This is a genomic window from Colwellia sp. SU-HH01172 (genome assembly GCF_057553355.1).
On record NZ_BAAJMB010000004.1, the window covers coordinates 422,365 to 448,248 of the forward strand.

At 39.8% G+C, this 25,884-nt stretch carries 21 protein-coding genes; 16 read left to right on the forward strand and 5 right to left on the reverse strand.

The window, feature by feature from the left end:
- Positions 1-147 precede the first annotated feature (147 nt).
- Positions 148-1,857 (forward strand): SufS family cysteine desulfurase, encoded by a 1,710-nt coding sequence (locus AC27JP_RS13335; protein WP_487115864.1) that lies wholly within the window; start codon positions 148-150, stop codon positions 1,855-1,857.
- A gap of 79 nt (positions 1,858-1,936) precedes the next feature.
- Here the strand turns inward: AC27JP_RS13335 and tcdA are convergent, their stop codons facing one another.
- Positions 1,937-2,725: a tRNA cyclic N6-threonylcarbamoyladenosine(37) synthase TcdA gene (gene tcdA / locus AC27JP_RS13340; protein WP_487115866.1), complete on the reverse strand. Its 789-nt coding sequence runs from the start codon at positions 2,723-2,725 to the stop codon at positions 1,937-1,939.
- Between the two features lie 618 nt (positions 2,726-3,343).
- Between tcdA and AC27JP_RS13345 the strand changes: the two genes are divergently transcribed.
- Positions 3,344-4,330 carry a GlxA family transcriptional regulator gene (locus tag AC27JP_RS13345; protein WP_487115868.1) on the forward strand — a complete coding sequence of 329 codons (987 nt, stop codon included), beginning with the start codon at positions 3,344-3,346 and terminating at the stop codon, positions 4,328-4,330.
- An 18-nt stretch (positions 4,331-4,348) separates the two neighbouring features.
- On the opposite strand, the gene AC27JP_RS13350 is transcribed toward AC27JP_RS13345, so the two are convergent.
- On the reverse strand, positions 4,349-5,863 hold the full coding sequence (locus AC27JP_RS13350) for a response regulator (protein WP_487115870.1): 1,515 nt from the start codon (positions 5,861-5,863) through the stop codon (positions 4,349-4,351).
- A gap of 152 nt (positions 5,864-6,015) precedes the next feature.
- Positions 6,016-7,302: a citrate synthase gene (locus tag AC27JP_RS13355; protein WP_487115872.1), complete on the reverse strand. Its 1,287-nt coding sequence runs from the start codon at positions 7,300-7,302 to the stop codon at positions 6,016-6,018.
- Between the two features lie 405 nt (positions 7,303-7,707).
- On the opposite strand from AC27JP_RS13355, the gene sdhC reads away from it, so the two are divergent.
- The 10 genes from sdhC (at position 7,708) to AC27JP_RS13405 (ending at position 19,026) form a co-directional block, all read left to right on the forward strand.
- Positions 7,708-8,082 (forward strand): succinate dehydrogenase, cytochrome b556 subunit, encoded by a 375-nt coding sequence (gene sdhC / locus AC27JP_RS13360; RefSeq protein ID WP_487115874.1) that lies wholly within the window; start codon positions 7,708-7,710, stop codon positions 8,080-8,082.
- Positions 8,076-8,423: a succinate dehydrogenase, hydrophobic membrane anchor protein gene (gene sdhD / locus AC27JP_RS13365; protein WP_487115876.1), complete on the forward strand. Its 348-nt coding sequence runs from the start codon at positions 8,076-8,078 to the stop codon at positions 8,421-8,423. The genes sdhC and sdhD overlap by 7 nt, the downstream gene beginning before the upstream one ends.
- A complete protein-coding gene (gene sdhA, locus AC27JP_RS13370; protein ID WP_487115877.1) occupies positions 8,424-10,193 on the forward strand; it encodes a succinate dehydrogenase flavoprotein subunit in 1,770 nt (589 codons plus the stop codon).
- Between the two features lie 10 nt (positions 10,194-10,203).
- Positions 10,204-10,914 carry a succinate dehydrogenase iron-sulfur subunit gene (locus tag AC27JP_RS13375; protein ID WP_487115879.1) on the forward strand — a complete coding sequence of 237 codons (711 nt, stop codon included), beginning with the start codon at positions 10,204-10,206 and terminating at the stop codon, positions 10,912-10,914.
- Positions 10,915-11,002: 88 nt separating this feature from the next.
- On the forward strand, positions 11,003-13,807 hold the full coding sequence (locus AC27JP_RS13380) for a 2-oxoglutarate dehydrogenase E1 component (protein ID WP_487115881.1): 2,805 nt from the start codon (positions 11,003-11,005) through the stop codon (positions 13,805-13,807).
- Between the two features lie 51 nt (positions 13,808-13,858).
- A complete protein-coding gene (gene odhB, locus AC27JP_RS13385) occupies positions 13,859-15,337 on the forward strand; it encodes a 2-oxoglutarate dehydrogenase complex dihydrolipoyllysine-residue succinyltransferase (RefSeq protein ID WP_487115883.1) in 1,479 nt (492 codons plus the stop codon).
- 174 nt (positions 15,338-15,511) lie between these two features.
- Positions 15,512-16,678, forward strand: coding sequence for an ADP-forming succinate--CoA ligase subunit beta (sucC, locus tag AC27JP_RS13390; RefSeq protein WP_487115885.1), 1,167 nt, complete (start codon positions 15,512-15,514; stop codon positions 16,676-16,678).
- On the forward strand, positions 16,678-17,550 hold the full coding sequence (gene sucD / locus AC27JP_RS13395) for a succinate--CoA ligase subunit alpha (RefSeq protein ID WP_487115887.1): 873 nt from the start codon (positions 16,678-16,680) through the stop codon (positions 17,548-17,550). Before sucC ends, sucD begins: the two co-directional genes overlap by 1 nt.
- Positions 17,551-17,765: 215 nt before the next feature.
- Positions 17,766-18,638 carry a hypothetical protein gene (locus tag AC27JP_RS13400; RefSeq protein WP_487115889.1) on the forward strand — a complete coding sequence of 291 codons (873 nt, stop codon included), beginning with the start codon at positions 17,766-17,768 and terminating at the stop codon, positions 18,636-18,638.
- Positions 18,631-19,026: a hypothetical protein gene (locus tag AC27JP_RS13405; protein ID WP_487115891.1), complete on the forward strand. Its 396-nt coding sequence runs from the start codon at positions 18,631-18,633 to the stop codon at positions 19,024-19,026. The genes AC27JP_RS13400 and AC27JP_RS13405 overlap by 8 nt, the downstream gene beginning before the upstream one ends.
- A 1,099-nt stretch (positions 19,027-20,125) precedes the next feature.
- On the opposite strand, the gene AC27JP_RS13410 is transcribed toward AC27JP_RS13405, so the two are convergent.
- Positions 20,126-20,605, reverse strand: coding sequence for an aminoacyl-tRNA deacylase (locus AC27JP_RS13410; protein WP_487115893.1), 480 nt, complete (start codon positions 20,603-20,605; stop codon positions 20,126-20,128).
- 337 nt (positions 20,606-20,942) lie between these two features.
- Between AC27JP_RS13410 and AC27JP_RS13415 the strand changes: the two genes are divergently transcribed.
- Entirely contained in the window at positions 20,943-21,647 is a 705-nt protein-coding gene (locus AC27JP_RS13415) for a porin (protein ID WP_487115894.1), read from the forward strand.
- 132 nt (positions 21,648-21,779) lie between these two features.
- Here AC27JP_RS13415 and AC27JP_RS13420 read toward each other — a convergent pair whose 3' ends face one another.
- Entirely contained in the window at positions 21,780-22,109 is a 330-nt protein-coding gene (locus tag AC27JP_RS13420) for a hypothetical protein (protein WP_487115896.1), read from the reverse strand.
- A gap of 113 nt (positions 22,110-22,222) precedes the next feature.
- Here AC27JP_RS13420 and AC27JP_RS13425 point away from each other — a divergent pair, with 113 nt between their 5' ends.
- The 3 genes from AC27JP_RS13425 (at position 22,223) to AC27JP_RS13435 (ending at position 25,840) form a co-directional block, all read left to right on the forward strand.
- Positions 22,223-23,104 carry a LysR substrate-binding domain-containing protein gene (locus AC27JP_RS13425; RefSeq protein ID WP_487115898.1) on the forward strand — a complete coding sequence of 294 codons (882 nt, stop codon included), beginning with the start codon at positions 22,223-22,225 and terminating at the stop codon, positions 23,102-23,104.
- Positions 23,105-23,251: 147 nt separating this feature from the next.
- Positions 23,252-24,274, forward strand: coding sequence for a serine hydrolase domain-containing protein (locus AC27JP_RS13430; RefSeq protein WP_487115900.1), 1,023 nt, complete (start codon positions 23,252-23,254; stop codon positions 24,272-24,274).
- Between the two features lie 261 nt (positions 24,275-24,535).
- The gene (locus AC27JP_RS13435; protein WP_487115902.1) at positions 24,536-25,840 is read left to right on the forward strand and encodes an inosine/guanosine kinase; all 1,305 of its coding nucleotides are present in this window, start codon (positions 24,536-24,538) and stop codon (positions 25,838-25,840) included.
- Positions 25,841-25,884 lie beyond the last annotated feature (44 nt).

Consider the following 25,884-nt stretch of genomic DNA (forward strand, 5'->3'; position numbering starts at 1 on the left):
ATTTTCTTCTTTTTGCTGTGTTTGATCTGAACTTTAGGTAAATAGTTGTTGTTTTATTTCCTAGAAGAGATTTTAGCTAGCAAGTTAATATATAATAATGACAATTGAATGAACCTAGTATTGCACTTATTTTAAATGAATGATCGAATGAAAAAGTTCTCTTTCCCACACTTTCGTCAACAATTCCCGATATTAAAACAACTGATCAATGGTAAGCCTTTGGTGTATTTTGATAATGCCGCAAGTAGCCAAAAACCATCAGATGTTATTGATTGTTATCAACATTACTATCAATCATCTAACGCAAATGTTCATCGTGCATCACATGCGCTTAGCGCCTCAGCAACAACCATGTATGAAAAAAGTCGTGAGCGTTTGAAGCAGTTTATTAATGCTAAAAATATCAAAGAAATTGTTTGGACAAAAGGTACAACTGAAAGTATTAATTTGGTGGCTCAGTCATGGGGACGAGAGAATTTAACAGCAAATGATGAAATAGTTTTAAGCTATAGTGAGCACCACGCTAATATCGTGCCTTGGCAAATTGTTGCTGAACAAACTGGGGCAAAAATTAAGCTAATACCATTAACAGATGAAGGTATCGTCGACACCACTGAGTTAGCCAATGTTATTGGCGTTAACACTCGAATTGTTTGCTGTAGCCATGTATCTAATGTAATAGGTCGTATTAATCCGATTAAAGAGGTTATTAATTTTGCCAAGAAACACCAAGCGTTAACGTTAATCGACGGTGCTCAAGCAATTGCTCATTTACCGGTCGATGTACAGGCATTAGGTTGCGATTTTTATGTGTTTTCTGCTCATAAAATGTTTGGCCCAACCGGTGTTGGTGTACTTTATGGACGACGTGAAGTTTTACAGGAGATGGCACCTTATCAAGCTGGTGGTGAAATGATAAAGTCGGTTAGTTTTGAAAAAACTACCTTCAATGATTTACCGCAAAAGTTTGAAGCAGGTACGCCAAATATTGCTGGCGTGGTTGCCTTTGGTGCAACATTAATGTTCCTTGAAAATCAGGATTTAAATGCTTTAGCGCAACATGAAACAGAGCTAAAACACTATTGCTTTGAGCAATTGTCGCAGGTGCCAGGGCTAAAGTTTATTGTTAAAGGCCAGCCAGATATTCCGGTTTTTTCTTTTACCTTAGCAAAGCATCACAACCATGATGTTGCCGCTGAATTGGACAGTTTAGGTATTGCGGTTAGAGCAGGCCATCATTGTGCTATGCCGTTGATGCAATATTTAAAAATTGACGGGTGTATACGTTTGTCATTAGCTGCTTACAATAGTGTTGAAGAAATTGATCAAGCTGTCATGGCGTTAAAAGCCATTGGTCATGCAAATTCAGTGAACAATCCGGTAATTAGCCCCACTTTAGTAGCTGAAAAAAACAGCGCCAGCGAGCAGAGTAGTTTACTTGGCGAACGGACGAACGCTCTTAACGCCAAACAGATCTTAGCCTTATTTAGCAAGGCAAAAAGTTGGGATAGTAAGCATCGTGAAATTATGATGTTAGGTAAAAAGCAAACCGGTTTGGCGGCAGAATTTAAAAATGAGCAAACATTAATTTCAGGCTGTGAAAGCAATGCTTGGCTTGTTTATCAAAAACAAATGTCGGGTGTTTTTCATTTTAATGGTGATAGCGATGCTAAAGTCATCCGAGGTTTAATTGCGATTGTGTTAGCGGCGGTTAACAATAAAACCAGTGAGCAGATAGCAGCATTTGATATGCAGGAATATTTCAATGACATTGGCTTAGTGCAGCACTTAAGTCCGTCTCGAGGCAATGGCTTAACAGCGATAGTTGATAAAATTCATCATATCGTCAACGCCTAAGTTATTAAGTTATAAGCAACTGCCTATTGAGTGACTAAAAGCTAGAACTGGAGGTATTTTTCCACGGCCTCAAATCGGTTTATTGCTTTACCGTTCTTTTTAAATATTTATCTATAGCTTTACCAACGGCGAAAAACGCAAAACATGCCGTTACATGCGTGGCTGCGCCAAAGCCACCGCTGCAATCAAGTCGCATAGCACCATCGTTAGCTTGCTTGGCATGACAAACATTTCCTTCCTGATCAGGATAGCGAAGTTGCTCACTAGAAAATATGGCATCGATTGAAAACTTTCGTTTCACATTACGTGAAAAGTTATATTCTCGACGTAGTTGGTTTCGTACCTTGGCCAATAGCGGGTCTTGAAACGTTTGGCTTAAATCTGCAATGGCAATTTTGCTTGGATCAACTTGGCCACCGGCACCACCAATGGTAATGATCGGTAGTTTATTACGTTTACAGTGGGCAATAATTGCACTTTTTACATTCACTGAATCTATGGCATCAATCACACAATCGATTGAGCTGGTTAGCAGTTCCCTGATGTTTTCCAAAGTAACAAAATCTTCAATAATATTTATTTTACAATCGGGATTAATTTGCTTAATTCTTTCCGCCATAACATCAACTTTGCTTAAGCCAATTGTCTCGGTTAAGGCATGAATTTGGCGATTAATATTAGTAATGCATAAATCATCTAAATCTATCAGTGTTATTTGGCCAACGCCGTTACGAGCAAAAGCTTCAGCGACCCATGAACCGACACCGCCAATACCGATAACACAGAAGTGACTTTTCCTTAATGCTTCAGCCCCATTGTTGCCATACAAGCGAGCAATACCACCGAATCTTAATTGATAATCAGACATAAATTAGAAACCATTTGCTATAAATTCGCGCGCATTATAGCAGGGTCAATGATTAAATATCAGGGCTAGTCGGACTTTTACGCTGCTATTGCAACGGCTAATAATTGAGCTATTTGTGATTATATTCAATGGCAAAAGCCGAAATAATTAGCTGACAATTATTCCGGCTGTTTTTGAAATTTAGCCGACAGTTGGGACTAAAAGCAAGCTTGCATGCACGCTATGAATGTAGGCAACAGATACCACGATAAAGCCGACACCTATTGCTATTAAAGAGCTGCTCGTTGTTTTTAATCATTTCTTCGTATTTATTTAATTTATTTTCAATATTAAAACTTATGATGCCTAACGCCAAAAAACAGAGTGGTAAGTAGACAAAACTGGTGGTTATTTCGACATTTAGCAGCACTGGCAGCAATGAAAGCATGCTTAGTGATAGAAAAATCAGCAATAAATGTAATGTTTTTATCGTTTTGATCAAAGTTTTCATAAAATAAATCCCTATTTAAAAGACATTAATCGATAGAAAATTCATTTTAGCGCTTGTAGAGAACGAATAGAGGTGGCATATTTGACATTATTGATGGTGAATGTGTCAAATTAAAGGATCGATTAATTATGAAAGTCGTTGTGCTAGCCTCTAATCAATGTGTTATTTCCGGCGTTTATGGTTTAGTCGACGTGTTTTTCGCCGCTGAATATTGCCGTCAGCAGCGTTATCAGAGCAAGGGTAATGATGAAATATCTTGCCAAATTGTCACTATAGATAATCAAGCTGTCGCCGGTTACAACGGCATTAGTATTTTACCGACAGCGGATATTAGCGCTAACGAAAATCCTGACATTATTATTGTTTCTTCTTCGGTGCGTGCTGTTATAGATTGCTGTGCTGATGATGTCATGGTTGATAATTTGCCTAAGGTAAAACAATGGCTTAATAAGTGCCATCAACAGGGAAGTACTATTGCAAGCTACTGTACTGGCAGTTTTATTTTGGCGTCATGTGGATTGCTTAATGGCAAGGTAGCGACGACACACTGGCGTAGTGCCGATTTATTTAAACGAATTTTTCCATCCATTAGGTTGGATTGTGATCGTATGCTCATCGATAATGGCAGTATAATTTGCTCTGGAGGATCAATGTCTTACATTGATTTAGCATTATATTTAGTGGATAAGTATGCCGGTGAAGATATCGCCTCCGATTGTGCCAAACTTATCGTCTTTGATCCGGTTCGACAGAAGCAATCGCCTTATGCTTCGTTTCAAGCACAGAAATCTCACGATGACCAAGCTATTTTAAAAGCGCAAGAATGGATAGAGTCTCATTTTAGTAATGAAATACTCATTGATGAACTGGCTGAGCTGGTTGGCTTAGGGGCAAGAACCTTTAAAAGACGCTTCAAACAAGCGACAGAAGAAACCCCGTTAAGTTATCTACAAAGAATTAGGGTAGAGCATGCAAAACAGCGCTTAGAGAAAACCACTGAGCCTATCAATCAAATTATTTGGTCGATTGGTTATGAAGATATTAGTAGTTTTCGACAGCTTTTCAAACGCTTTACTGGCGTCACGCCGAAAGATTATCGACAAAAATATGCTTAATGCTGATATTTGAGAAGGTTACTGTGCGGTAGGTAACTTGACGACAAACATGGTTTGTTGTTCATCGACAATATCAAAGTAAATTTCACCGTGTTGAACTTCAGTCATTAATTTGGCTGAATAGGTACCTAAGCCGGTACCTGTATTGTGATTCGAGCTGCTATATTTATCAAACAATGTTGCCCTAAGTGCCGGCGGTATCACGCCTTGATTTACCACTTGAAAGGTTACCAAGTCATTTTCAGAAGTTAGGGTAAGCGTTATTTGACTATTCAGTGGTGAAGCTTCAACGGCGTTTTTCAGCAAATTATTAAAAATTGATAAACATAACAAAGGCTCAGCAAAAATGCGATGCCGTTGCTCAAAGCCCGATAAGGTAAAGGCGATAGACTTAATTTTTGCATTTGCAGATACCGCATTGACGGCATCATTGATAATTTGGTTTAGGTTAGTACTTTGCGGCGTTAATGAGTAGATACCTTGTTCTATCTTGTATAAATTCAGTGAGTTGTTAATCATATTTACGACATTGTTAACGGCTTTATTAATTGAATTTGCAGCGTTTTTGTCTTCTAAACGAAAGGTTTCAAATAAAATATTATTGAGTGGGCCTTTTAAATCATGCTGGGTAATTTTTTCAATATCTTCACGTAGCTTGGCATTTTCTTTCAAGGTTTTAACTTGCTCGGCTAGTGCCGACTTTTGCTGTTGCAAACGAATATGTGTTGCTACTCGAGCGCGCAGTAAATCGCCATTCAATGGCTTGGTAATATAGTCAACAGCGCCTAGTTCGAAGCCATATTTAATATCGGCAACTTCTGACTTTGCACTGAGAAAAATAATAGGAATGTGTGCGGTTTTTTGACTGTTTTTTAATGCTGAGCAGACTTGGTAGCCATCCATCTCTGGCATCATAATATCAAGTAATATTAACTCGATTTTATGCTTGTTATTGTTAACAATTTTTAATGCGTGCTCACCTGATTTAGCGGCAATTACGCGGTAATATTGACGTAAATTGCCGGCAGCAACATCAATGTTACTACTCTCATCATCTATAACCAGTATGGTTGCTTTTTCCTCTGGTTTTACGCTCGGAGCAGGCTGCTGTTCATGTGATAGCAACTTATTGTTGTCAGTAGTCTCTAAAAACTTTTTATTTTGGGTAAGTTCAAATAAAGCGTTAAGTATTTGTTGTTGTTTAAATGGTTTTGCCAGAGTAACTATATGCTCTGTTATTTTCTTTATTTGCTGCTGAGTCGTGTTTTCTTGATGAGACAAAATTAGTAAAGGAAGGTCTATATTTTTTTTGTGCTTAACAAATTTACTGCGTATAGAAACGGGGTTTGAATCTGCCATATTGTCTGAGCAAATAATTAAACTGACCGGAGAAAATTCGATGAATTCTAGCGCATCATTGCTATTTTCAATACAAGCGATAGAGGATTTATTTATCCCACAAGATAGTATGATTTTGGCGATAGCTTCACGAACTAATCGACTTTCATCAATAATTAAAATCGGGTCAAGCACTGCAATAAGCCTGCTAAATTCATCAAGAATGCTATAAGGATATAGTGTTTGTAACGTTAATGTACAGAAGTTTATTTATCATATAAAAGAAACAGATAAGAAAAAGGCAACCACTAGGTTGCCTTTATTTATGTGCGATTAAAAAGCAGTAATTATCTGTTACTTAATGGCACAAATTCACGGTCAATTTCACCAGTGTATTTTTGACGAGGACGACCAATTTTTTGACCTGGTTGACCTAGCATTTCATCCCAGTGTGCAATCCAACCAACGGTACGTGACATGGCGAAAATTACCGTGAACATGTTAGTTGGAATACCGATTGCTTTTAAGATGATACCTGAGTAGAAATCGACGTTAGGGTAAAGCTTTTTCTCAATGAAATAAGGGTCTTCAAGTGCCACTTTTTCTAGTGCCATAGCTACATCAAGTAGTGGATCTTTAATACCTAATTCATTTAATACTTCGTGACAAGTTTCACGCATCACAGTCGCACGTGGATCGAAGTTTTTGTATACACGATGACCAAAGCCCATTAAACGGAACGAGTCAGATTTATCTTTCGCTTTCGCAACAAATTCATCGACACGGTCTAAAGAACCAATTTCTTCAAGCATAGTTAAACAAGCTTCGTTAGCACCGCCGTGAGCAGGGCCCCAAAGTGAAGCAACACCCGCTGCGATACACGCATATGGGTTAGCACCTGATGAACCTGCTAAACGTACTGTTGACGTTGAAGCATTCTGTTCGTGGTCAGCATGTAAGGTAAATATACGATCCATTGCACGAGCAACAGTAGGGCTAACAACGTATTCTTCAGCAGGAACTGAAAATAACATGTGCAAGAAGTTTTCCGCATAGTTTAAGTCGTTACGCGGGTAAACAAATGGTTGTCCGATGCTGTACTTGTATGCCATCGCTGCGATTGTTGGCATTTTCGCGATCAAGCGATGTGCACTACGCATACGTTGGTCAGCTGCGTTAATGTCCAAGTCGCTGTGATAAAACGAAGACAATGCACCGACAACACCACATAGCATTGCCATTGGATGCGCATCCGGTAAGAAACCGTGGAAGAAATGTACTAACTTTTCATGCACCATAGTGTGGTTAGTGATAATGCCAGTAAATTCATCATATTGCGCTTTAGTTGGTGCGCTACCGTTCAATAAAATATAACAAACTTCTAAGTAATCAGCTTGTTTAGCAAGGCTATCAATTGGATAGCCACGGTGTTGTAACACACCTTTGTCGCCGTCGATAAAGGTAATTTCAGACTCACAAGAGGCTGTCGCTAAAAAACCTGGGTCATATGTGAAGTAGCCTGCGCCGCCTAGTGTACGTATATCTATTACGTCGTTACCGGCACTACCTTTTAAAATTGGCAAGTCGGCAACTACATTACCGTCAATACTAAGAGAGGCTTTTGAGTCAGCCATATGTTTCATCCCCATTAAAATTTATTTATCTTGAAATTGTCAAAACCAAATGTTTAGTCAATTTTTGTGAATATTAAACTGCTGCTATTCTACTGCAAACCCCCCCCCAAAAGTCAATTCGTTTGTTAACCCCTTAGACTAAAGTCAAATGTGAGGAATGCTTTTTGTTAAGTATGGTTAATAATTAGTCGAAAGCCTTGAAAATAGGCTGAAACTTGTCGGTGAAGAAAATTGTAATTAATGATTTTCACCTATATAATCAAGCCGATCTGAATTCTGTTTTTGCATTCGTATGTTAAGTGTAAAAATATAATTCAAATCGGAGGGGGGTTATCTAGCATAATAATTAGTTTAGATAACGTAAAAAATAAGTTGAAGGCTCCAAGAGCTCCTTAGGCAACAATCGTGAAAAAACAACGTCCTGTAAACCTAGATTTGTCAACAATTAAAATGCACGCAGCAGCTAATGCTTCCATTTTGCACCGTATTTCAGGTGTGATCATGGTATTCGCTATTGGTATTTTATTGTGGACGCTTTCTTTATCTCTATCTTCTGCTGAAGGTTTCGCCCAAGTAGAGTCGCTACTTAGTGGTGTATTCTTCAAAATAATTATTCTGGGTACGCTTTCTGCGCTTATCTATCACTTACTTGGCGGTATTCGTCATTTATTTATGGATTTAGGCCATTTTGAAGAGCTAGCTTCGGGTAATGCTACGGCAAAACTTATTATCGCACTTTGGTTGGTGCTTACTGTAGTAGTAGGAGTTCGATTATGGTAAACAATGCAGCAACAGTAGGCCGTAGTGGCGTACATGATTTTATTCTTCTTCGTGCCAGTGCCATTATTTTAGCACTGTATACCTTGTTTCTTGTTAGCTTCTTCGTTACCACTCCTGAGGTAACGTTTGATATCTGGCACGCATTCTTTGCTGGTATTTGCACTAAAATATTTACCATTTTGGCCATTGTAGCTTTGTTAATTCATGCATGGATTGGCGTATGGCAGGTACTTTCTGATTACATTAAACCAGCGTTTTTACGCGGTGGTTTACAATTTTTCTTTTCTGTTTTGTTGCTAGTATATTTTGCAGCAGGCCTACTAACTGTGTGGGGTGTGTAAGTGAGCGTTCCTATTCGTGAATTTGACGCCATTGTAATTGGCGCCGGTGGTGCAGGTATGCGCGCCGCTCTAGCAATCTCTGAATCAGGCAAATCTTGTGCTTTGATTTCAAAAGTATTTCCGACTCGTTCTCATACGGTTTCTGCCCAAGGTGGTATCACTGTCGCCTTAGGTAACGCCCATGAAGATCATTGGGAACAACACATGTACGATACCGTTAAAGGCTCTGATTATATCGGTGACCAAGATGCAATCGAATACATGTGTAAAACCGGTCCTGAGTCTATTATCGAATTAGAGAAAATGGGCTTACCATTCTCTCGTACCGAAGAAGGTAAAATTTACCAACGTCCATTCGGTGGCCAATCTAAAAACTTTGGTGGCGAGCAAGCCGCTCGTACTGCTGCTGCAGCTGACCGTACAGGTCATGCATTATTGCACTGTTTGTACCAACAAAACGTTAAAAACAAAACTAACGTTTATTCTGAATGGTACGCCTTAGATTTAGTTAAAAACAGTGACGGCGGCGTTGTTGGTTGTACTGCTATTTGTATCGAGACTGGCGAAGTTGTTTACTTTAAAGCCCGTGCTACCGTACTTGCTACAGGTGGTGCTGGTCGTATCTTCGCATCTACTACTAATGCTCACATCAACACTGGTGATGGTGTTGGTATGTCACTTCGTGCTGGCATTCAAATGCAAGACATGGAAATGTGGCAGTTCCACCCTACAGGTATTGCAGGTGCTGGTGTACTGGTAACTGAAGGTTGTCGTGGTGAAGGTGGTTACTTATTAAATAAAGATGGCGAACGTTTCATGGAGCGTTATGCGCCAAATGCGAAAGATTTAGCCGGTCGTGACGTTGTTGCTCGTTCAATGATGACGGAAATTCGTGAAGGTCGTGGTTGTGACCACCCTCAATACGGACCACATATTAAGCTAAAACTTGATCACTTAGGTCGTGAAACGCTGATGCAACGTTTGCCAGGTGTTTGTGATTTATCTGAAACTTTTGCCCATGTTCATCCTGCTGAAGAGCCAATTCCAGTTATTCCAACGTGTCACTACCAAATGGGTGGTGTACCTTGTAACGTTAATGGTCAAGCAATCAATGTTGCGGCAGATGGCACAGAAACAATTGTAGAAGGCTTATTCGCCGTAGGTGAAATTGCTTGTGTATCTGTACATGGTGCCAACCGCTTAGGTGGTAACTCATTACTTGATTTAGTGGTATTTGGTCGTGCAGCGGGTAACTTCTTAGGTAAATACCTTAACGAAACTGAATCAGCTAAAGATGCGTCAGAATCTGACTTAGAAGCGTCTTTAGCACGTACAAACCGTTGGGAGTCATCTACTAAAGGTGAATGTCCAACTCAAATACGTAAAGATTTACAACAGTGTATGCAGCTTAACTTCTCGGTATTCCGTGAAGGTGAAGCCATGGCACAAGGCATGAAAGAGTTAACGGAAATCCGTGAACGTCTTCAACATGCCCACTTAGACGATAAGTCTAGTGAGTTCAACACTCAACGTATCGAATGTTTAGAGTTAGACAACCTAATGGAAACCGCTTTCTGTTCTGCAAAAGCAGCTAACTTCCGTACTGAATCTCGTGGTGCTCATGCTCGTCAAGATTTCACGGAACGTGATGATGAAAACTGGTTATGTCATTCAATCTACACACCAGATAACGAAGAAATGAGCAAGCGTACTGTTAACATGGCGCCTGTTCACCGCGAAGCTTTCCCACCGAAAGCAAGAACTTACTAGGAGCGTTGTAATGAAACAAATTTTTTCTATTTACCGTTACAACCCTGATGTTGATAACAAACCTTACATGAAAGAGTATGAGCTGGAAGTTCCAGAAGGCTCAGACATGATGGTACTCGACGCGCTAATTTTGCTGAAAGAGCAAGATTCAAGCTTGTCGTTCCGTCGTTCGTGTCGTGAAGGTGTTTGTGGCTCAGACGGTTTGAACATGAACGGTAAGAATGGTTTGGCTTGTATCACACCTTTATCTGCTATTGCGGCAAATAAAATTGTTTTACGTCCATTACCAGGTTTACCGGTAGTGCGTGATTTAATTATTGATATGACTCAGTTCTATAATCAATATGAAAAAATCAGACCTTACCTGATTAATGATGGTAAAGAGCAGCCAGCACGCGAACATTTACAATCTATTGAAGAACGTGAAAAATTAGACGGTCTTTATGAATGTATTTTATGTGCTTGTTGTTCAACATCTTGCCCGTCTTTCTGGTGGAACCCGGATAAATTTATCGGTCCAGCAGGTTTATTACATGCATATCGTTTCCTTATCGATAGCCGTGATACTGCAACAGAAGAACGTTTAGATGATTTACAAGATGCCTACAGTGTATTTCGCTGTCACGGCATTATGAACTGTGTTGACGTTTGTCCGAAAGGATTAAACCCAACCAAAGCCATTGGCCATATAAAGTCAATGTTGCTAACAAGAGCGGTTTAATTTAAATAGCAGAGTGCAAGAAATTGTACTCTGCTTTTTTCGTTAAACAATTTGTTTTTATTGCTTTTATCCCATAAAGGAACAGGCAATGCCCGAAGGTGCTATGAAGGCTTGGATAGAGTCTTCCCATTTAAGTGGTGCAAACGCTGCTTATATTGAAGAATTATACGAATCTTATCTGGATAACTCGCAATCTGTTTCAGCAGAGTGGCGTGATATTTTCCAACAACTTCCTAAAATTGAAGGTGCTGACGTTGAATATCGGCATTCTGAAATCCGTGACGAATTTAAAGAGCTAGCGCAACAAACCCATAAAACTGTGGTTGTTTCTGGCGGCTCTGATGCTAAACAAGTTAAAGTTTTACAACTTATTAATGCCTTTCGTTTTCGCGGACATCAAAATGCTAACCTTGATCCACTAGGATTATGGCAACGTGACAAAGTACGCGATTTGCAATTATCTCACCATGAACTGTCGGAAAATGATTTCGATCGTGAATTTAAAGTGGGTTCTTTGGCTATTGGCCAAGACACCATGAAGCTAGGTGAGTTATATAAAGCCCTTAAAACCACTTATTGTGGTTCTATTGGTGCTGAATATATGCATATTACTTCTACTGATGAAAAGCGTTGGTTACAACAACGTCTTGAATCAGTGCAGTCACAAGCCACGCTTAGTGTTGAAGAAAAAGAGGAAATTTTTAAGGGCTTAGTTGCGGCTGATGGTCTTGAAAAGTACTTAGGGGCTAAATTCCCAGGTGCGAAGCGTTTTTCTCTTGAAGGTGGTGACGCCTTAGTACCTATGTTAAAGCAATTAATCACTCGTGCCGGTACGCAAGGTGCTAAAGAAGTGGTTATGGGCATGGCTCACCGTGGTCGCTTAAACGTGCTTGTTAACGTTATGGGTAAAAACCCATCAAAACTGTTTGATGAGTTCGGTGGCAAACACGACGAAATATTATCTTCTGGTGATGTTAAATATCACCAAGGTTACTCGTCAGACTTTGTAACGCCAGGCGGTAATGTTCATTTAGCATTAGCCTTTAACCCATCGCATCTAGAAATTGTTAACCCTGTGGTTATCGGCTCTGTGCGTGCGAGACAAGATCGTCGTGATTGTGACCAAGGTGATTTAGTCTTACCAATTACCATTCATGGTGATTCAGCGATTGCCGGCCAAGGTGTGGTACAAGAAACCTTTAATATGTCGCAAGCACGGGCATTTAAAGTTGGCGGTACTATTCGCATTGTGGTGAATAACCAAGTGGGCTTTACTACTTCGAATCCACAAGATACCCGCAGTGGTGAGTACTGTACTGAAATTGCCAAAATGGTTTCTGCGCCAATTTTACATGTGAATGGTGATGATCCAGAAGCCGTGATCTTAGCAACGCAAATTGCTTTGGATTACCGCAATGAATTTAAACGTGATGTTGTTATTGATTTAGTTTGTTACCGACGTCATGGACATAATGAAGCTGATGAGCCAAGTGCCACGCAGCCTCTGATGTACAAAAAAGTTAAAAAGCATCCTACACCTCGTCAGTTATACGCTGATCGGTTAAACGCTGAAGGCTCGCTTAATAAAGCGAAAACTGATGAGTTAACCGCTTATTATCGTAAATTGCTTGATGAAGGGCAGTGCACCGTAGAACAATGGCGCCCAATGACAGAGCATTCTGTTGACTGGACACCTTATATCGGCCATGACTGGGATGATGACTACCAGAAAGAAATCTCCATTGATAAGCTAAAAGAGCTTGCTGCTAAAGTCGCTGAAATCCCTGCTGATCATAATGTCCATAATCGCGTGAAGAAAATTTACGACGATCGGGTCAAAATGGCTACGGGCGAGAAGTTACTTGATTGGGGCATGGCAGAAAACATTGCTTATGCATCAATTGTTGATTTAGGTGAACGAGTACGTATTACCGGTCAAGATGCTGGTCGTGGTACTTTCTTCCATCGTCATGCCGTATTGCATGGTCAAGATGATGGCAGCCAACATTTACCACTACAACACATTCGTGAAGGGCAAGGTCCATTTGATGTTCATGACTCGGTACTTTCTGAAGTTTCGGTATTGGCATTTGAATACGGCTATACCACAGCTGAACCATCAGGCTTAACCATTTGGGAAGCGCAATTTGGTGACTTTGCTAACTGTGCACAAGTGGTATTTGACCAATTCATCAGTTCGGGTGAGCAAAAGTGGGGCCGCTTGTGTGGCTTAACTATGTTGTTACCGCATGGCTATGAAGGTCAAGGTCCTGAACATTCATCGGCTCGATTAGAACGCTTCTTGCAACTTTGTGCTGATCACAATATGCAAGTTTGTGTACCATCAACACCAGCGCAAGTATTTAATATGTTGCGTCGTCAAGTGGTGCGTCCTATGCGTCGTCCATTAGTGGTGATGTCACCTAAATCATTATTACGTCATCCATTAGCGGTTTCTTCATTAGAAGAAATGTCGACCGGTGTCTTCCATAATGTTATTGGTGAAGTTGACGATATCGATGCTAAAGGTGTTGAACGCGTAGTTTTCTGTAGTGGCAAGGTTTACTACGAATTACTTGAACAACGTCGTAAGAATGAGCAAACCAATGTCGCGATCATTCGTATCGAGCAATTATACCCATTCCCAGAAGAAGAGCTAAAAGCTGAAATTGAAAAATACAGCCATGTTAAGCAATTCGTTTGGTGTCAGGAAGAACCGCAAAACCAAGGTGCTTGGTACTGTTCACAGCATCACTTTAGAGCGGCAATCCCTGAAGGTACTTATTTGACATATGCCGGCCGTAAGGCTTCTGCAGCACCAGCTGTGGGTTATATGTCAGTACATGTTAAAGAACAACAGGCGCTAGTTCATGACGCGCTTAATGTAGAATAGACCCTCTTTTTTATAAAGAGATTAATTAAGAGTGTGTAAGGAATAATATAAATGACAACCGAAATTAAGGTTCCCGTTTTACCTGAATCAGTTGCTGATGCAACAGTAGCGACTTGGCATGTACAAGTAGGCGATAAAGTATCTCGCGATCAAGTATTAGTTGATATCGAAACTGACAAAGTGGTACTTGAAGTACCAGCAACATCAGACGGTGTTATTACTAGCATCTCTGAAGCTGAAGGTGCAACAGTACTTGGTGAACAAGTTATTGCTATTTTAGCTGAAGGGAGCGCTGAAGCATCAGCTCCGGCAGCTGCACCAGCGGCAAGTGCGCCAGCAGCTAGCGGTAAAGTAATAGATATCGTCGTACCTGTATTACCTGAGTCTGTTGCTGATGCAACCGTTGCTACTTGGCATGTTGCTGAAGGTGATACCGTTTCAGTTGACCAAAACTTGGTTGATATCGAAACCGATAAAGTCGTACTAGAAGTTGTAGCACAAGACAATGGCGTGATTGGCAAAATCATCCACGTTGAAGGCGATACCGTATTAGGCGAGCAAAAAATTGGTGAACTAAGCGCCGGTGCAACAGCAAGTGCCGCTCCTGCAGCATCAGCTGAAGAAGCGATTAGTTCTGACGAATTAGCTAGCCCATCAGTGCGCCGCTTAATGACAGAAAAAGGCTTAACAGCAAATGACGTTGTTGGTACAGGCAAAGGCGGTCGTATTTCTAAAGAAGACGTTGAAGCTGCTGCGAATAAGCCAAAAGCTGCACCTGCGAAAGCTGCCGCGCCAGCACCTGCTGCTCAAGCGTCTGCTGCTTTAGGTGAGCGCACACAAAAACGTGTTCCTATGACACGTTTGCGTAAAACCATTGCCACACGTTTACTTGAAGCGAAAAACTCAACCGCTATGTTGACTACGTTTAACGAAGTAAACATGAAGCCAATTATGGATCTTCGTAAGCAATACAAAGACGTGTTCGAGAAAACACACGATACCCGTTTAGGTTTCATGTCTTTCTACGTAAAAGCAGTAACTGAAGCCCTTAAACGTTACCCAGCAGTAAATGCCTCAATTGACGGTGATGATATCGTATATCACAACTTCTTTGACGTATCGATTGCGGTATCAACGCCTCGCGGTTTAGTAACACCAGTATTACGTGACGCTGACCAATTAAGCATGGCCGGTATCGAAAATGGTATTCGAGACTTAGCTATTAAAGGTCGTGACGGCAAATTAACCATGGACGAAATGCAAGGTGGTAACTTTACTATCACTAACGGCGGCGTTTTTGGTTCATTAATTTCAACTCCAATTCTTAACTTACCTCAAGCAGGTATTTTAGGTATGCACAAAATCCAAGACCGCCCAATGGCTGTTGACGGCAAGGTTGAAATTTTACCTATGATGTACTTAGCACTTTCTTACGACCACCGTTTAATCGATGGTAAAGAATCAGTAGGTTTCTTAGTAACAATTAAAGAATTGTTAGAAGATCCAACACGCTTATTACTTAACATATAGTTAACATCTAATAGGTTTATATTTAAATCTTTTATTTGATTTAGACTATAGTATTAGGCTCTAAGGACTAGGTTCCTTAGAGCTTTTGTACTATAATCGATCGACTTTTTTCGATGGTAGTAATTTACTTCAAAATTATTGCCATTTTCATCTACAGATAAATGGAAAAACACCATGAATTTGCATGAGTATCAAGCGAAACAATTATTCGCTGAATATGGTTTACCAGTTTCTGAAGGTTTCGCTTGCGATACCCCTCAAGAAGCTGCAGAAGCTGCTGATAAAATCGGCGGTGATATGTGGGTTGTTAAAACTCAAGTTCACGCTGGTGGCCGCGGTAAGGCTGGCGGTGTTAAGCTAGTTAAAACGAAAGAAGAAATCAAAGAATTCGCTCAAAACTGGTTAGGTAAGAACTTAGTTACTTATCAAACAGATGCAAATGGTCAGCCAGTTGCTAAAATTTTAGTTGAAAGCTGTACAGATATTGCTAATGAATTGTACCTAGGTGCAGTTGTAGACCGTGGTTCACGTAAAGTTGTATTCATGGCTTCTACTGAAGGCGGTGTTGATATTGAAAAGATTGCTGAAGAAACGCCTGAGTTAATTCACCAAGCTGAGATTGATCCATTAGTGGGTCCACAAGCATACCAAGCACGTGAACTAGGCTTCAAATTGGGCTTAAACCCAGTACAAATGAAGCAATTTGTTAAGATCTTCATGGGTCTGGCAAAAATGTTCAACGACCACGATTTCGCATTATTAGAAATCAACCCACTTGTTATCACTGATGAAGGTAATCTTCACTGTTTAGATGGCAAAATTGGTGTAGATGGTAACGCGTTATACCGTCAACCTAAAATCCGTGAAATGCACGATCCATCTCAAGAAGATGAGCGCGAAGCGCACGCTGCACAATGGGAACTTAACTACGTTGCATTAGACGGAAACGTAGGTTGTATGGTTAACGGTGCTGGCCTAGCAATGGGCACAATGGATATCGTTAACTTACACGGCGGCAAGCCAGCTAACTTCCTAGATGTTGGTGGTGGTGCTACTAAAGAACGTGTTGCTGAAGCATTCAAAATCATCCTTTCTGATGACAACGTATCTGCAGTATTAGTTAACATTTTCGGTGGTATCGTACGTTGTGACATGATCGCTGAAGGTATTATCGCTGCTGTTAAAGAAGTAGGCGTTAAAGTGCCAGTAGTTGTACGTTTAGAAGGCACTAACGCTGAAGCAGGCCGTGAAGTATTAGCATCTTCAGATGTTAACATCATCGCTGCAGAATCATTAACTGACGCAGCACTTAAAGTTGTTGCCGCTGCGGAGGGCAAATAATGTCTGTATTAATTAACAAAGATACTAAAGTAATCTGTCAAGGTTTCACAGGTGGTCAAGGTACTTTCCACTCAGAACAAGCTATCGATTACGGTACGCAAATGGTTGGTGGTGTATCACCAGGCAAAGGTGGTCAAACTCATCTTGGTTTACCAGTATTTAACACAGTACGTGAAGCTGTAGAAGCAACTGGCGCAACAGCGACAGTTATCTACGTTCCAGCTCCGTTTTGTAAAGACGCTATCTTAGAAGCTATCGATGCTGGCATCGAACTTATCGTAACTATCACTGAAGGTATCCCAACTTTAGACATGGTTGACGTTAAAGTTAAGCTTGAGCAAACTGGCGTTCGCATGATTGGTCCTAACTGTCCAGGTGTTATCACTCCGGGCGAAACTAAGATTGGTATCATGCCAGGTCACATCCACTTACCAGGTAAAGTTGGTATCGTTTCACGTTCTGGTACGCTTACGTACGAAGCCGTTAAACAAACAACTGATGCTGGTTTTGGCCAATCTACTTGTGTAGGTATTGGTGGTGACCCTATCCCAGGTACTAACTTCATCGACGTATTGGAAATGTTCCAAAACGATCCACAAACTGAAGCAATCGTAATGATTGGTGAAATTGGTGGTACGGCTGAAGAAGAAGCGGCGGAATACATCAAAGCTAACGTTACTAAGCCTGTTGTATCTTACATTGCTGGTGTTACTGCACCAGAAGGTAAGCGTATGGGTCACGCTGGCGCGATTATCGCTGGTGGTAAAGGTACAGCTGATGAGAAATTCGCAGCATTAGAAGCGGCTGGTGTTAAAACTGTTCGTTCTTTAGCTGAGATTGGCTCTGCACTTAAAGAGAAAACGGGTTGGTAATCAGCTTTTGATTGCAAACTGTTATTCTTATTAAAAACCCGCTTCTAGCGGGTTTTTTAGTTCTAGATTAATTAATATTCGGAAATTTAGCATTCCAAAGTGGAAATATATTTTTGATGCTGTATATTTATACAGCTCCGTGGCGCTTCTAAGTAGTGACAAAATATTTATATTCTTTATACTTAAATGTATATTTTATAAAGGGAATTTTTACTATGTCTTCTACTTACTCATTAAGAATTGAGTACGATAAAGAAATATCGAAGCCTGAACGTGTTTTTGAATCCATGGGATTAATGGTTAAGGGGTTTAATCAATTAAATAGTGCATTTGTAAAGGGGTTTGGCAATGATGTTAAATTTTCCTCTAGCCTAAGAGAAACGCATGAAGGCTCCTTGATTGCTACTATTGGCAACGTAGTTAGTGATATTAAAAGAAATGTCAGCTTCGAAAGAATTTGTGATGCACTCTATGAAGGTACAAAGAATAAAATTGCAAATGTCGAAAAAGTTGACAGTGAAGACGACGTTCAACGTTTTGTTCAAGATGTTTTTTCCAAAGTTAAGGAAACGGAAATTGACCTTGAAAATTACTTGTGCGGCGCTGAAGTTAACTTATACGAAGTGGCAGACGCTCTTTATAAAATATCAAAAGGGATAGAAAGTTTAGCTGAAAAAGATGTAGCACAATTTGGTCGAGATAAAAACTTTGTAAATATAAATGACGGGTTTTCTTGTAGACGTAACGCATCTGAAATATTTGAGATTATTACTGAAGACAATAATTCTGAAGAAATAGTTGTGATCCGACGAGCTTCACATGTACCTGATTTATACTGGGATCTCGAGAATAAGAAGCGAAAAATAAAAAATTTTTCAGCTAAAATGAAGGACTTATCCTGGTTAAATAAGTGGAGAAATCATGAAGTTCAATTATGGCCAGGTGATGGTATTAGAGCTAAGCTATCAGTTAAGGTTAAGCGAAACCCGATAAACAATACCATTAGTACTGAAAACGAGATTATCGAGGTTATGGAAGTAATCGAGCAGCAGGTAATGGAACAAACAGAGATAGATTTAAATGCCTAATTCTATTAGATATGAACAGGCCAAAAAAGAGGTTATTTTTATATTAATTCCTTTTTTAGTCTTACTTATTATCAGAGTTTTGGAAGGTGATTTCGAAGCTCTTATTTACATTGCTGATTATTCTTTAGCTACAACGATAGTTTGGGGGCAATTATTATCTAAAACCTTGGATGTCCCTGATAAAAATAGGAAAATTGGTGCATTTTCGACAAAACAAGTTCAAGTATTCTTATTTTCTATTTTATCACTAACACTTTATATTTCACTTAATCTTATTGTCGGTATTTCTGACTGGGTTTATTGGACTCAAATAGGTTGGTTTGTTTTTTCTATCTTGTATTATATTCCAATATCCTCATTGATGAATGATCTTACAAAGCCCTCCTGAAAAGTATGAGAGTTCAGGTAAGCGTTAAAAATTTAGTGCATTAAGGTTTAGCTATTCACTGCTTATTATATTGTCGCTGTGGCGACAGCACCCAAAGAGGGTTAAACGCCGAACCCTCTCTGGACTCTCCCGTCGCTGCTAAAAAATGTTTTTCTTCATAAATAATCAATACTCGAGCTAACGCTCAGAACGCACATCCATGTGCTACTTCACTTTGCTGACATCCTGTCAGCAATAGCTGATATTAATTATTTATTCAGACATTTTCTCAAAGCAGAATAGGGAGTTTGTTTCTGCCTTGAGTAATTCTCCAAAAGTTTTGTTTTTGAGATTGGTTTAACGATCTCTAAATTCCCGTCTCAGCGCTTTAAGTATTCAAGTGCAATGGTAGGGCTCGATTCGAGACATGGATGTCGAGAACTGCCGTTGTTCATGGATGATAAATCGGCAGAGTTCGAGCTCTGCGCACTTGTATAATTAAAGTTTTAGCTGAGCAGGGCGCCAAGGGGAGTCCAGAGGGGCTTTTGGCGTGTAACGCCCCTCTGGGTGTTGTCGCCACCGCGACGCCAAACAGTTATAAAAACTCCAAGCTTTTTAATTTTAGAACTAAAATTAGCTCAAAAAATAATTTGTTTATGTATGTTAAATATTGTCGGCACCCCGACGCCAAGCTGTTCAATACACTCCAAGTTTAGAGTTTAAGCGTAAATGCAATATTAGGGCTGTTGTTGTTCTGGATGATAGACAGGTAGAATTCAAACGCTACGCAGATGGATAATTAAAGTTTTAGCTGAGCAGGGCGCCATGGTGAGCTCAGAAGCCGAGTTTAATATGCGCAGCGTGTAACGCCTCGCTGGGTGTAGTCGGTTTGGCAATTGTTCCCTGCATTGCTCTACCTCCTGCATCCATGCAGTCGACCGCGATGCCTAGCTGTTAAACAAACTCTAAACATTTTAGTTTAAGAGTTATTGATATTATTGCGATGGCTATAGCAGCCAAAGGGAGACTTCTCTCCGTCCCCCTTTGGAAATCATCTAAGCAATTTATCCCAGACTTTGATCGCGCTATTAGATAACTAGCGTTAAGAAAAACACTGTTGTTAATGAAATACCTCACGACTAAATCTGAGGTGTTTGCAATCGGCAACCATGGTTTGAAAGTCGTCATGACTAATGCCTAGCAAGTTTTGATGATCGCCAGCTTCGATGTAGACAACATCTAGGCTATCCAACATTTCATCGCATACGGTGTTGATATTATACGCTTCGCCAACAGGTGGAATAGCGCCATGCTCACAATCAGAGAACATGCGATAGACTTCTTTTTCTTTCAGTAAATGATAGCTAGCAAAGAGTTCGTCATTTAAAGCCGACAAGCTAATTTTGTTTTTTGCTGGTAGTATTGCCATCAATTTTCTGTCTTCATGGTCTTTTAAAATAACCGCTTTCGCGATTTGATTAAATGGTACTTTTGCCATTATGGCGCTGCCAATTGAACTAGTACTGTGATGGTGCTCGATCATTTGATAAGAAATATTATGCTCCGTTAAATAGGAGTCCAGTTTAGGTGAAATAGCCATAGTAACCTCGACGTTATATTGCCTAGATCAAGTATAGACCCTGCTGGTTGTTCAACCAGTAAAACTAAGTAGCTGTTCGAGAAAAATATCAAGCTTTGTAAAGTGGTGTTATATTGTTCTCTTTCTGCCCCTGCGTAATAGGTCTCAGTGTTGAGCTGAAAAACACACTAAAGACTCAGTTCGCGGCTAAAACCCCATTGCTTGCAAAATGTACCTTTCTTACAAATTCTCACGTTCATCATACATTTCATCGACAAAAGCCTTAAAGAATCGAACGTAACAACCATTTATGATTCCCCCATCAACAATTTGAACATTACACACAGGGAATAACATTATGAAAAAATCACTTATTAGCATGGCATTATTATTAGTATCAACGTCGGTTTTTGCAGAGACTGAATATCCGGAAAATCCAGTATTACGACCATTAACATTAACCGATGGCACAGTCGCCATTGGCGGCGCTATCGCATGGGTAGAAGAAGACGACGATGATAGAGCTGCACTGAACTTAAACGCAGCATACGGCCTAACAGATGATTTAACGCTAGGTTTTGGTGGTATTAATTATCGCGTACTAGAACGTAAAAATAATGGCAAAGGTTTAGAGCTTGCTATTGGTTTGGGCTTTAGAGGTTATCAAGAATCGAATGTAAATGGTGACTCCATCGCTTATGGTACTGACTTAAACGGAAAATATGTTTTTGATAAAGATATCGCGATGACTTTCTCTTTAGGGTATGTGAAATGGGATGAAGAGAAACTGAAAAATAAAGATGAATTTCGCTATTCAATTGGACTACAAAAGAACTTAACAAGAGATTGGACAGCTAGCGTTAGCTACACTTACCGTGACTTAAAAGATTTTGTGCAAGACGATGCCCATGAAGCCAGTATTGGTGTTAATTATGCCTATAGCAAGAGCACAGATATTGGCGCGTTTGTTGGCTATTCAAATTTTGATGCCAAAGAAAATGGCTATAATCTGGATGATAACTTTGACCGCGCTGCTGGCGTGTACGCAACATACCGTTTTTAAATTTTACGTAAAGGCAATGCAAGTAAAGGGGCAAGCGATTTGCCCCTTTTTCATTCCTAACATACTAACTTCAATTCTGTCATCAGATAGAATTGTTTACTCAACTGCATTAAGTGCATCGTAATTGCGCTGCTACTGAAATGTTGCGGCAAGCATAGATTTCGCTTTTTCTCTTGGTAAACAACTTGCCAACGGTTTGTCGCTAAAGGCTTTTCGACTGACACGTTGCGATTGAGATTGAATTTCTTGTTCAGCCCAGTTGACGACAACTTTACAATTAATGCTATTGTCACTTTCGCTGTAAATTATCTTAACTGTATTGGCACGGTTAATAAGTAGTTTATAAGGATAGCCCATGGTTGAATTAAGCTTTTCTTGTTCGGCTTGAGCTATGCTAGATAATAATGTAAAAGTTAATAAAGCTAGCGATATTAAAGTGTTTCTATTGATTATGTTCATCATTTACTCTTTGGTTTAAGGTAAGTTGCCTGCTAAATTTAAAGCTTGTAACTTTGACAAACAAACGATATAAAATTAACCATACTTAAGTTTTTCTAAAGTGAGGGGCGAGATTTATGCGAACACCACCATTGAAGTCACTACCGGTTTTTCTCTCTGCTGCTCGACACAATAGCTTTAAAGCCGCAGCTGAAGAGCTGTATGTGACACAAGCGGCAATTAGCCAACAAATACGACAATTAGAAGCATACTTTGCTGCGCCCTTATTTATTCGGGAAAATAAACAAACACGGTTAAATGCTCTGGGAGCACGACTGTTTCCTTTTATTGAAAATGCCTTTAAACAAATAGAGCAGGGAGTTGATGCGGTAACTGGGGCACAAAATAGTGGTGAATTGAAAATTGCGGCATTGCACTCAGTAACTTCCTTGCTCTTGATCCCACAAATTCACGATTTTCAGGAGAAAAATAGTGATGTACAGGTGCAATTTACTCCGAGTAATAACTTAGAAACTTTTTTATCAAACAATGTTGATGTTGCTATCAGGAGAGGGCTAGGCAATTACAATGGATTAGAAAGTCGTAAGCTTATTGATGATGAAATTATTTTGGTCGGCAGTCCTCTCTTAGCCGGTGTTGATAGTAACGATGTTGAGGTTATTTTTAACTTACCTTTACTTGAAGATATTAGTAGCGACATTCAAGAGGCGATTGCAGACTGTTGCTTACGATTTGCTATTGAAAAACGTAAATTGAATAGTTGTTTGCGAACAACGGATGCACTGCCTATTGTTCAAAATGTAATATCAGGACAAGGCATTGCCTTTGTTAGTAGGGCATTGGTGAATAAAAATTTACAATCAGGCCAGCTGATCAATATTTTAGACTATGGCTATGCCAGTTCACGCACATTGTATTTAGTTGCTCCTGAGCATCACTTTAATTGGCGTAAAGTACAACAACTCGAACTATGGTTAAAAGAGCTATTTTTAAGTTAAAGCATAGGTTTGATTATATTGTATGTGGAACTTAACAAGTTGATGTCTTCTTTTACCATTGCCCAATGTAGGAATGCTGAGCAGATAGTGTTATTTTATTAATATCGAAACTCGCGGTTTTAATACATCAATATGACAACTCTTCGTATGAAAACAGTACTGACTTCAATAATGCTACTCCTTTTAGGTTGTGGAGGTGGCAGTAATAAAAGTAACTCGGTAAATACACAAGTCCCAAGCACAGCAACTCCGGCCACTATTCAAGCTGTTTTAGATGACGCCGTTGATAAAGGCATTGATGGTATTTTTGTTTATGTCGAGCAAACAAATAACATTGATGAAAGTTATGCTGCTGGTTTGCAGGATAAGGCGGGTCAGGTGTCAGCTGATGCTAATACGCTATTTAAAATTGCCAGTATCAGTAAATTGTTTATTGCCGTCAGTGCCACTAAGTTAATTGTCCAAGAACAATTATCGCTAAATGATACCTTGGCTACGTGGTTGCCTGAATGGGCAGATAGAATAGCAAACTCAAGCAGCATTACGATTTCACAAATGATCCAGCATCGTAGTGGTATTGCCGACTTTGACAGCCAAGCCGGATTTAGCTGGCAAAATGCCCATACCGATATTGATAGTACGTTAGCGTATGCGTTAGATAAGCCTGCTGACTTTACTCCAGGCAGCAAATATGAGTATTCCAATACCAACTATTTGTTGCTAGCAAAAGTGTTAGATAAAGTACTTGGTTATAGCCACCAACATTATATAACTGAAAATATTCTTACCCCGTTGGCGATGCACGATACTTATTTACAATATAGTGAAATAGAGCCGACGTTATTAGCAAAGGGTTACTGGGGGAATGTTGAAAGGTCTACGCAAGACTATGTTATTCCAGGTGGCTCGATGATTTCGACGGTAAAGGATATCGCAATTTTCATCCGAGCACTTAATACCGGTTCTTTACTTAGTGTCGAAGAAAAAGACCTGTATGGATCAGTTTATTGGTTTAATCATTCAGGTTGGTTGCCCGGCTATCAAAGTGTGGCAAATTATCACAGTGGTATCGATGCTGTTGTCATTCAGTTTATTAACACGACCGGAGATGGCTCAGAAAATATTGCCAGCTCTTCATACCAACAAATTGTTGAGATACTCGGCCAGTAGATATTATGCAAGTATCAATAACTTTCGATACCGACTGATAAAAAACTCACCAGAATATAACCTTAGCTTGATTTATACGATCACTCATTAAGGGAAAAGCTATCGTGCTTTATTGGGTCAGACAGCATGAAAACTTATTGAGTTAGTATATTAACTTAGCCCATTGCACGCATTTCTCGTTAAATTCCTACCATGATGTCTGGTCAAACCAAATCCCATTGCGCTATAATCGCTCTTTTGAAAATAACCGTGTATTACTTCATGAAGTTCCCCGGACGCCGTCAGCATAAACATTATTTCCCTGTAGATAATAAAAACCCATTAACCAATCAGGTCAATCGTAGTTCACAACACGACAGTAACTATATTGTCGGTATCGATCAGGTATTGGTCGATATTGAAGCTAAAGTTGATCAAGCCTTTTTAGATGAGTTTGATTTACAACGTGGTATGTCGCAGGTTATTTCTGATGAAGTTACCGAACGCCTTTATAATCGTTTGAAAAATGAATCTTTAATAAACTATGAGTTTGCCGGCGGTACGATAGGAAATACGGTGCATAATTATTCGGTACTGGCAGATGATCGTTCGGTATTATTAGGGGTAATGTCGAAAGATATTCACGTTGGCGATTATGCCTATCGTTTTATTAGCAACACCTCGTCACGGGTTGATTTGAATTATTTACAACCGGTCGATGGTCCTATTGGTCGTTGTTTCACTTTAATTGACGATACTGGTGAGCGTACCTTTGGCATTAATGCCGGTCTTATTAATCGCTTACATCCAGATTCAATTGATGAATCACTGATTGCTGGTGCTTCAGCATTAGTGATTAGTTCATACCTGATGCGTACGCAAGAAGGTGATACTATGACCGAAGCCGCCATTAAAGCGGTTGAATGTGCTAATGCCGCGGGAGTTCCTGTTGTTCTTACTCTAGGGACTAAGTTTTTGATTGAAGAAGAGCCTGAATTTTGGCGTGATTTCGTACAAAAATATGTCAACATCTTAACCATGAATGAAGAAGAAGGCTTAGCAATAACCGGCATTTCTGATCCTTTGCAGGCGGCAGACAAATGCTTAGATTGGGTTGATATGGTGATATGTACCGCCGGTAAAGAAGGTTTGTACATGGCGGGTTACGTTGATGAGACGTTTAAACGTGAAAGTGAATATCCACTAATTTCTGGCTATATCAGCGATTTTAATCGCTATGAATATTCTCGACCTATGTTGCTAAAAGACTGTCAAAACCCGATGCGTATTTATACGCATTCAGCACCTTACATGGGGGGACCTGAAAGCATTAAAAATACTAACGGCGCCGGTGATGCGGCACTTGCGGCAATATTGCATGATTTAAGTGCCAATGTTTATCATAAAAATACTATGGCAAATTCCAGTAAACATAATCAACCGGCATTAACTTATTCGTCATTATCGCAAATGAGTAAGTATGCCAATAGGGCGAGCTATGAAGTATTAGTGCAGCATTCGCCACGTTTATCTCGCGGTTTACCTGAACGGGAAGACAGCTTAGACCAAGCTTATTGGGCTCAGTAATTAGCGTTTTAAATACGTTCGTGACTAGGCAATTGCGTTGAAAT

Bases quoted from the DNA above. Each gene is read 5' to 3' on its own strand.
- AC27JP_RS13380 (WP_487115881.1), top strand. From the start codon at position 11,003: ATGCCCGAAGGTGCTATGAAGGCTTGGATAGAGTCTTCCCATTTAAGT.
- AC27JP_RS13400 (WP_487115889.1), top strand. From the start codon at position 17,766: ATGTCTTCTACTTACTCATTAAGAATTGAGTACGATAAAGAAATATCG.
- AC27JP_RS13410 (WP_487115893.1), bottom strand. From the start codon at position 20,605: ATGGCTATTTCACCTAAACTGGACTCCTATTTAACGGAGCATAATATT.
- AC27JP_RS13335 (WP_487115864.1), top strand. From the start codon at position 148: ATGAAAAAGTTCTCTTTCCCACACTTTCGTCAACAATTCCCGATATTA.
- AC27JP_RS13345 (WP_487115868.1), top strand. From the start codon at position 3,344: ATGAAAGTCGTTGTGCTAGCCTCTAATCAATGTGTTATTTCCGGCGTT.
- odhB (WP_487115883.1), top strand. From the start codon at position 13,859: ATGACAACCGAAATTAAGGTTCCCGTTTTACCTGAATCAGTTGCTGAT.
- sdhD (WP_487115876.1), top strand. From the start codon at position 8,076: ATGGTAAACAATGCAGCAACAGTAGGCCGTAGTGGCGTACATGATTTT.
- AC27JP_RS13425 (WP_487115898.1), top strand. From the start codon at position 22,223: ATGCGAACACCACCATTGAAGTCACTACCGGTTTTTCTCTCTGCTGCT.
- tcdA (WP_487115866.1), bottom strand. From the start codon at position 2,725: ATGTCTGATTATCAATTAAGATTCGGTGGTATTGCTCGCTTGTATGGC.
- AC27JP_RS13420 (WP_487115896.1), bottom strand. From the start codon at position 22,109: ATGATGAACATAATCAATAGAAACACTTTAATATCGCTAGCTTTATTA.
- AC27JP_RS13375 (WP_487115879.1), top strand. From the start codon at position 10,204: ATGAAACAAATTTTTTCTATTTACCGTTACAACCCTGATGTTGATAAC.
- AC27JP_RS13355 (WP_487115872.1), bottom strand. From the start codon at position 7,302: ATGGCTGACTCAAAAGCCTCTCTTAGTATTGACGGTAATGTAGTTGCC.
- sucD (WP_487115887.1), top strand. From the start codon at position 16,678: ATGTCTGTATTAATTAACAAAGATACTAAAGTAATCTGTCAAGGTTTC.
- sucC (WP_487115885.1), top strand. From the start codon at position 15,512: ATGAATTTGCATGAGTATCAAGCGAAACAATTATTCGCTGAATATGGT.
- AC27JP_RS13415 (WP_487115894.1), top strand. From the start codon at position 20,943: ATGAAAAAATCACTTATTAGCATGGCATTATTATTAGTATCAACGTCG.
- AC27JP_RS13405 (WP_487115891.1), top strand. From the start codon at position 18,631: ATGCCTAATTCTATTAGATATGAACAGGCCAAAAAAGAGGTTATTTTT.
- AC27JP_RS13430 (WP_487115900.1), top strand. From the start codon at position 23,252: ATGAAAACAGTACTGACTTCAATAATGCTACTCCTTTTAGGTTGTGGA.
- AC27JP_RS13435 (WP_487115902.1), top strand. From the start codon at position 24,536: ATGAAGTTCCCCGGACGCCGTCAGCATAAACATTATTTCCCTGTAGAT.